General features: G+C 70.7%; 4 protein-coding genes. All 4 read left to right on the forward strand.

The genetic code is table 11. From position 1 onward, the window contains the following. Nucleotides 1-391: 391 nt before the first annotated feature. Genes AB0C38_RS49195 through glgB form a run of 4 tightly spaced genes read left to right on the forward strand, consistent with a single transcriptional unit; the run spans nucleotide 392 to nucleotide 7,811 of the window. A complete protein-coding gene (locus AB0C38_RS49195; protein ID WP_360688584.1) occupies nucleotides 392-2,374 on the forward strand; it encodes a maltotransferase domain-containing protein in 1,983 nt (660 codons plus the stop codon). A gap of 37 nt (nucleotides 2,375-2,411) precedes the next feature. Next, on the forward strand, nucleotides 2,412-4,220 hold the full coding sequence (treS, locus tag AB0C38_RS49200) for a maltose alpha-D-glucosyltransferase (RefSeq protein WP_284745239.1): 1,809 nt from the start codon (nucleotides 2,412-2,414) through the stop codon (nucleotides 4,218-4,220). Nucleotides 4,221-4,225: 5 nt separating this feature from the next. After that, a complete protein-coding gene (locus AB0C38_RS49205; RefSeq protein ID WP_360688587.1) occupies nucleotides 4,226-5,599 on the forward strand; it encodes an aminoglycoside phosphotransferase in 1,374 nt (457 codons plus the stop codon). Between the two features lie 4 nt (nucleotides 5,600-5,603). Beyond that, nucleotides 5,604-7,811: a 1,4-alpha-glucan branching protein GlgB gene (glgB, locus tag AB0C38_RS49210; RefSeq protein ID WP_360688590.1), complete on the forward strand. Its 2,208-nt coding sequence runs from the start codon at nucleotides 5,604-5,606 to the stop codon at nucleotides 7,809-7,811. Nucleotides 7,812-7,951 lie beyond the last annotated feature (140 nt).

Consider the following 7,951-nt stretch of genomic DNA (forward strand, 5'->3'; position numbering starts at 1 on the left):
CGCGAGCCGACTGCCTGGGTACGCGAGCCGACTGCCTGGGTACGCGAGCCGACTGCCTGGGTACGCGAGCCGACTGCCTGGGTACGCGAGCCGACTGCCTGGGTACGCGAGCCGACCGCCTGGGTACGCGAGCCGACCGCCTGGGTACGCGTGTCGTCCATTCGGGTACGGCTGTTGGCCGTTCGGGTCCGCGTGTCGCCCGTCGCGGTGTGTCGCCGGGCGGCCGCGCGTGCGTAACCTGCCGGACATCCGACGGAAATTCGTTGCGGCGAAAGCGTTTCGTCCGGGGAAGCCTGGGTACACCGCAAGAGAACCCTGCCTCGTGGGCGCTTGATCGAGTCGGGCAGACTGACGTTGCCTGCGTCCAACTGACACACCGAGGGGCGTGCCCATGACCGGCCGGCTCGGCATCGACGACGTCTCCCCCAGCGTGAGCTGCGGCCGCTATCCGGCCAAAGCCGTTGCGGGGGAACACATCCCGGTCACCGCGACCGTCTGGCGCGAGGGTCACGACGTCGTCGCGGCCACCGTCGCCTGGCGCGGTCCCGGCGACCGGCTGACCCGCCAGACGCGGATGGTGCCGCGGGGTCCCGACCACCCCGACGAGTTCGCCGCGGTGATCGTCCCGGACACCACCGGCACGTGGACCTACCGCATCGACGCGTGGGGCGACCCCTGGGCGACGTGGGAGCACAACGTCGAGGTGAAGGTCGCCGCCGGGCAGGGGCCCGAAGACCTGGCGAACGACCTCGAGAACGGCGCCCGGCTGCTGGAGCGCGTCTCCCGCCGCCCGGACCGCCGCGCGGAGAAAGCGCTGCTGACCGGTGCGCTGACCGCGCTGCGCGACGAGGAGCGGAGTCTCGCCGAGCGGGTCGGGCCCGCGCTGTCGCCCGAGATCCGCCAGCTCATGCACGAGTTCCCGGTGCGGGAGCTGATCACCAAGGGCAAGCCGCACAAGGTGTGGGTCGACCGCCGCCGGGCCGCGTTCGGCTCCTGGTACGAGCTGTTCCCCCGCTCCACCGGCGGGCTCGACGCCGACGGCAAGCCGGTGCACGGCACCTTCACCACCGCCGCGGCCGCGCTCGACCGGGTCGCGAAGATGGGCTTCGACGTCGTCTACCTCCCGCCGGTCCACCCCATCGGGCGCGTGAACCGCAAGGGCCCCAACAACACCCTCGACGCCAAGCCCGACGACGTCGGCTCGCCGTGGGCCATCGGCGCCGACGAGGGCGGGCACGACGCCATCCACCCGGACCTCGGCACCTTTGACGACTTCGACGCCTTCGTCGCCCGCTCCGAAGAGCTGGGCATGGAGGTGGCGCTGGACTTCGCGCTGCAGGCCGCGCCCGACCACCCGTGGGTCCTGAAGAACCAGGAGTTCTTCACCACCCGCCCGGACGGCTCGATCGCCTACGCGGAGAACCCGCCGAAGAAGTACCAGGACATCTACCCGATCAACTTCGACAACGACCCCAAGGGCGTCTACGAGGAGATGCTCCGGGTCATCACGGTCTGGGTCGACCACGGCGTGAAGATCTTCCGGGTCGACAACCCGCACACCAAGCCGCCGGACTTCTGGGCGTGGCTGATCCAGTCGGTGAAGGACGCCCACCCGGACGTCCTGTTCCTGGCCGAGGCGTTCACCCGCCCGGCGCGGCTGTGGGGCCTGGCCCGGCTCGGCTTCACCCAGAGCTACACGTACTTCACGTGGCGGACCGGCAAGCAGGAGCTGATCGACTTCGCGATCGACCTGCGCGAGCACTGGATCCAGGGCCGGCCGAACCTGTTCGTCAACACCCCGGACATCCTCCACGAGTCGCTGCAGCGCGGCGGGCCCGGCATGTTCGCGCTGCGGGCCGCGCTGGCCGCGACGATCTCGCCGACGTGGGGCGTCTACTCGGGGTACGAGCTGTTCGAGCACGTCCCGGTCCGCGACGGCAGCGAGGAGTACCTCGACTCCGAGAAGTACCAGCTGCGCCCGCGCGACTTCGAGCGCGCGCTCGCCGAAGGGCGCTCGCTGGAGCCGTGGATCGCGAAGCTGAATGCCGTCCGCCGCGCGCACCCGGCGCTGCAGCAGATGCGCACCCTGCACTTCCACCACGTCGACAACGACGCGCTGCTGGCGTACTCCAAACAGGACCCGGCGACCGGCGACACCGTGGTCACCGTCGTCACCCTCGACCCGTACGGGCCGCAGGAGGGCACGCTCTGGCTCGACACGGCCGCGCTCGGGTTCGAGGCGCACGAGCGGCTGATCGCCCACGACGAGGTCACCGGGGACACCTGGGACTGGGGCCCGGCGAACTTCGTCCGGCTCGAGCCGTGGCGGGCCGTGGCCCACGTGGTGTCGGTCCGGCGGCGGCTGGCCGGTTAGCAGGGAAGGGAACGGATCGAGGACTGAGGTGGAACACATGGCGGAGGAAGCCCGGCCCGACGCGGCACTGGGCCTGGAGGGCGTGCCGCACACCGGCGAGGCGATGACCGCGGACGGCATGCTCGTCGAGCCGCAGGCCGGCGACTTCCGCTCGGCGCAACAGGCGCCGAGCAACCCGGAGTGGTTCAAGGGCGCGGTGTTCTACGAGGTGCTGGTGCGCGCCTTCGCCGACTCGAACGGCGACGGCACCGGCGACCTGCGCGGCCTGGCCGGCCGGCTGGACTACCTGGCCTGGCTCGGCATCGACTGCCTGTGGCTGCCGCCGTTCTACGCGTCGCCGCTGCGCGACGGCGGGTACGACATCAGCGACTTCCGCGCGGTGCTGCCGGAGTTCGGCAGCGTCGAGGACTTCGTGTTCCTGCTCAACGAAGCACACCGGCGCGGCATCCGGGTGATCACCGACCTGGTGCTCAACCACACCTCGGACGCGCACCCGTGGTTCCAGCAGTCCCGCCAGGACCCCGACGGCCCGTACGGCGACTACTACGTGTGGAGCGACGACGACTCCCGCTACGCCGACGCGCGGATCATCTTCGTCGACACCGAGACGTCGAACTGGACGTACGACCCGGTGCGCGGGCAGTTCTACTGGCACCGGTTCTTCTCCCACCAGCCCGACCTGAACTTCGAGAACGTCGACGTCCAGGACGCGATGATCGACACCCTGCGGTTCTGGCTCGACCTGGGTATCGACGGGTTCCGCCTCGACGCCGTGCCGTACCTGTTCGAGCAGGAGGGCACCAACTGCGAGAACCTGCCGCGCACGCACGAGTTCCTCAAGCGCTGCCGCAAGGTCGTCGACGACGAGTACCCCGGACGCATCCTCCTGGCCGAGGCCAACCAGTGGCCCTCGGACGTCGTCGAGTACTTCGGCGACCCGGCGGTCGGCGGCGACGAGTGCCACATGGCGTTCCACTTCCCGCTGATGCCGCGGATCTTCATGGCGGTGCGCCGGGAGTCGCGGTTCCCGATCTCGGAGATCATGACCCAGACCCCGGAGATCCCCAGCGGCAGCCAGTGGGGCATCTTCCTGCGCAACCACGACGAGCTGACCCTCGAGATGGTCACCGACGACGAGCGCGACTACATGTACGCGGAGTACGCCAAGGACCCGCGGATGAAGGCCAACATCGGCATCCGCCGGAGGCTGGCGCCGCTGCTGGACAACGACCGCAACCAGCAAGAGCTCTTCACCGCGATGCTGCTGTCCCTGCCGGGCTCGCCCGTTCTGTACTACGGTGACGAGATCGGCATGGGAGACAACATCTGGCTCGGCGACCGCGACGCGGTCCGCACCCCCATGCAGTGGACCCCGGACCGCAACGCCGGGTTCTCCTCCTGCGACCCGGGCCGGATCTACCTGCCGGTGATCATGGACCCGGTCTACGGCTACCAGGGCCTGAACGTCGAGGCGCAGTCGAACAACGCCTCCTCCCTGCTCAACTGGACCCGCCGGATGATCGAGGTGCGCAAGGAGCACCACGCGTTCGCCGAAGGCGAGTTCGTCGACCTCGGCGGGTCCAACCCGAGCGTGCTGGCCTACAAGCGCCAGTGGCGGCGCCCGGACGGCGGCGAGGACGTCGTGCTCTGCGTGAACAACCTCTCCCGGTTCCCGCAGCCGGTGGAGCTGGATCTGTCCGCGCACCGCGGGTGCACGCCGGTGGAGCTCACCGGTGGCGTGCGGTTCCCCAGCATCGGGGACCTGTCGTACCTGCTGACGCTGCCGGGGCACGGCTTCTACTGGTTCCAGCTGACGAGCCCGGGAGACGAAGGCGAAACGAGGTGAGTCCCTTGTCCGACCCGCGTGAGCTGGTCGACGACCTGACCGGTGACCTGAAGCGCTGGCTGCCGGAGCAGCGCTGGTTCGCCGGCAAGGACCGGCCGGTGACCGGCATCCGGCCGCTCGGCGTGACCGAGCTGGTCGAAGGCGACCCGCAGCTGCTGCACGTGGTCGTCGAGGTCGTCCAGGGCGACCGGCGCGAGCCCTACCAGCTGCTCGTGGGCCGGCGGACGCACCCGCCGGAGATCTCCTCGGGCAGCTGGATCGGCGCCGTCGGCGACCTCAACGCCTACGAGGCGGCCGGCGACCTCGACGTCACCGGCGTGCTGCTGGACCTGATGGCGCGGGAGGGCAGCGTCGGCTCGCTCGTCTTCGAGCACGAGCCCGGCGTCGAGCTGGAGACCGGCCTGCGGGCGCGGCCGATCACGTCGGAGCAGAGCAACACGTCCCTGGTGTACGGCGGGCAGTACATCCTCAAGCTGTTCCGGAAGCTGACGCCGGGCAAGAACAAGGACCTGCTGCTGCACCGGGCGCTGCAGGGCGTCGGCAGCAAGCACATCGCGCAGGTGCTCGGCTCGATCACCGGCGACCTCGACGGCGAGCCGACCACGGTCGGCATGCTCCAGCAGTTCGTCGCGGACGCGGTCGACGGCTGGGCGATGGCCACCACCAGCGTCCGCGACCTGATGGCCGCACCGGAGCTGCACGCCGAGGAGGTCGGCGGCGACTTCGCCGGCGAGGCCGAGCGGCTCGGGCGCGCGGTGGCCGAGGTGCACGCGGACCTGGCCGAGGCCCTCGGCACGGAGCCGGTCGACGCCGACGAGCTGGAGCGCTCGATGAAGGCGATGGTCGACCGGCTCGAGACCGTCGCCGGCCGGGTGCCGGAGCTGGCCGCGCACGCCCCGGCGCTGCGGACGGCGTTCGAGACGCTGCGCACGGTGCCCGCCGACTCCGTGACCATGCAGTACATCCACGGCGACCTGCACCTCGGGCAGGTGCTGCGGACGGTCACCGGCTGGCTGCTGATCGACTTCGAGGGCGAGCCGGCGGCCCCGGTGGAGGAGCGCCACGCGCTGCGGTCGCCGTTGCGCGACGTGGCGGGCATGCTGAGGTCGTTCGACTACGCGGCCCAGCAGATGCTGGTCGGCCAGCCGGACGAGCCGGCGCTGGCCGAGCGCGCCCGGGAGTGGTCGCACCGCAACCGGGCGGCGTTCTGCGAGGGCTACGCCGCGGTCGCGGCGGACCCGCGCGAACAGGGCGAGCTGCTGCGCGCCTTCGAACTGGACAAGGCGGTCTACGAGGTGAGCTACGAGCACGCGAACCGGCCCGACTGGCTGGGCGTGCCGCTCGCTTCGATCGCCCGGATCACCGACGGAGAGGGATGACGCCGTGAACGCGGTTCCGGAAGGCCTCCCGGCCGCGGCCCCGCCGGCCGCGGACATCGACCGGCTGCTGGCCGGCTCGCACCACGACCCGCACTCGGTACTGGGCGTGCACGCGGTGGGCAAGGGCTTCGTGGCCCGGGCGCTGCTGCCCGGCGCCAAAGCCGTCGCCCTGCGCATCGGCGAGGACCGGTACCCGATGGAGCCGGTCATCGACGCCATGTTCGCCGTCGCGGTGCCGGAGCACCCCGGCGACTACCGGCTGGAGATCGACTACGACGGGCACTCCGTCACCGCCGACGACCCATACCGGTGGCTGCCCACGGTCGGCGAGCTGGACCTGCACCTGATCGGTGAGGGCCGGCACGAGCGGCTGTGGGAGGCGCTCGGCGCGCACGTCCGGTCGTACGAGACGCCGGGCGGCGACGTCGAGGGGACGTCGTTCGCGGTCTGGGCGCCGAACGCCCGCGGCATCCGCGTGATCGGCGACTTCAACGGCTGGGACGGCCGCGGGCACGCGATGCGCTCGCTCGGCTCGTCGGGCGTCTGGGAGCTGTTCGTGCCGGGTGTCGGCGCCGGCTCCTGCTACAAGTTCCGGATCCTCGGCGCCGACGGGAACTGGCAGGAGAAGGCCGACCCGATGGCGTTCGGCACCGAGCAGCCGCCCGCGACGGCGTCGGTCGTCACCACGTCCGGGCACATCTGGGCCGACGACGTGTGGGTCGCGCAGCGCGAGGCGACCGAGTGGGCCGCGGCGCCGATGAGCGTCTACGAGGTCCACCTCGGCTCGTGGCGGCCCGGGCTGGACTACCGGGAGCTGGCCGACCAGCTCGGCGACTACCTGGTCGAGACCGGCTTCACGCACGTGGAGCTGCTGCCGGTGTCGGAGCACCCGTTCGGCGGCTCGTGGGGCTACCAGGTGACGTCGTACTACGCGCCGACGTCGCGCTTCGGGTCCCCGGACGACTTCCGCCATTTCGTCGACCGCCTGCACCAGCGGGGGATCGGCGTGCTCGTCGACTGGGTGCCCGCGCACTTCCCGAAGGACAGCTGGGCGCTGGCCAAGTTCGACGGCACCGCGCTGTACGAGCACGCGGACCCGCGCCGCGGCGAGCAGCCCGACTGGGGCACGCTCGTGTTCGACTTCGGCCGCAACGAGGTCCGCAACTTCCTCGTCGCCAACGCGCTGTACTGGATCGAGGAGTTCCACCTCGACGGCCTGCGCGTCGACGCCGTCGCCTCGATGCTCTACCTCGACTACTCCCGTAACGAAGGGGAGTGGCTGCCCAACCAGTACGGTGGCCGCGAAAACCTGGACGCGGTGAAGTTCCTGCAGGAGCTGAACGCGACCGTCTACAAGCGACACCCGGGTGTCGTGATGGTGGCCGAGGAGTCCACGGCGTGGCCGGGCGTCACGCGCCCGACGCACCTGGGCGGCCTCGGGTTCGGGTTCAAGTGGAACATGGGCTGGATGCACGACACGCTCCGGTACTTCTCCCACGAGCCGATCCACCGCGCCTACCACCACAACGAGATGACGTTCTCGCTCGTGTACGCGTGGAGCGAGAACTTCGTCCTGCCGCTTTCGCACGACGAAGTGGTGCACGGCAAGGGATCCCTGTGGGGCCGCATGCCGGGCGACGCCTGGAACAAGGCGGCCGGGCTGCGTTCGCTGCTGGCGTTCATGTGGGCGCACCCGGGCAAGCAGCTGCTGTTCATGGGCGGCGAGTTCGGCCAGCCCGCCGAGTGGTCGGAGCAGCGGTCGCTGGACTGGCACCTGCTGGACGAGCCGCTGCACCGCGGCGTCCAGGACCTGCTGCGGTCGCTGAACTCGGTGTACCGGTCGACCCCGGCGCTGTTCAGCCAGGACACGTCCCCGGACGGCTTCCGCTGGATCGACGCCAACGACTCCAGCGGCAACGTGCTGAGCTTCCTGCGCATCGGGGCCGACGGTTCGCGGCTGGCCTGCGTCGCGAACTTCGCGGGCGTGCCGCACCACGACTACCGGGTCGGCCTGCCGGCGGCGGGCCGCTGGACCGAGGTGGTCAACACGGACGCGGAGGCCTACGGCGGCTCGGGCGTCGGGAACCTGGGCGCGGTGGAGGCGACGGAGGACCCGTGGCACGGCCAGCCGGCCTCGGCGATCCTCCAGCTGCCCCCGGCGGGCGTCCTCTGGCTCACCGAAGAGACCCCCGCGGACCCCGACCTGACGTGACCGAAGCCGGATCTCGCGTGATCGAGCACGTGACTCGCGTGATCAGGGCCGGAACTCGCGAGTTCCGGCCCCGAGCGAGCCGCACTCGCGGAAGGTGCACCACACCTCAGAAACAAAAACACACAAAACAAAAAAGAACT

It is taken from the genome of Amycolatopsis sp. NPDC048633 (assembly GCF_040650695.1).
Taxonomy (GTDB): Bacteria; Actinomycetota; Actinomycetes; order Mycobacteriales; family Pseudonocardiaceae; genus Amycolatopsis.

What these genes read in the sequence shown, in the direction of transcription:
- AB0C38_RS49195 (WP_360688584.1), top strand. Translation starts at nt 392, where the DNA reads ATGACCGGCCGGCTCGGCATCGACGACGTCTCCCCCAGCGTGAGCTGC.
- treS (WP_284745239.1), top strand. Translation starts at nt 2,412, where the DNA reads ATGGCGGAGGAAGCCCGGCCCGACGCGGCACTGGGCCTGGAGGGCGTG.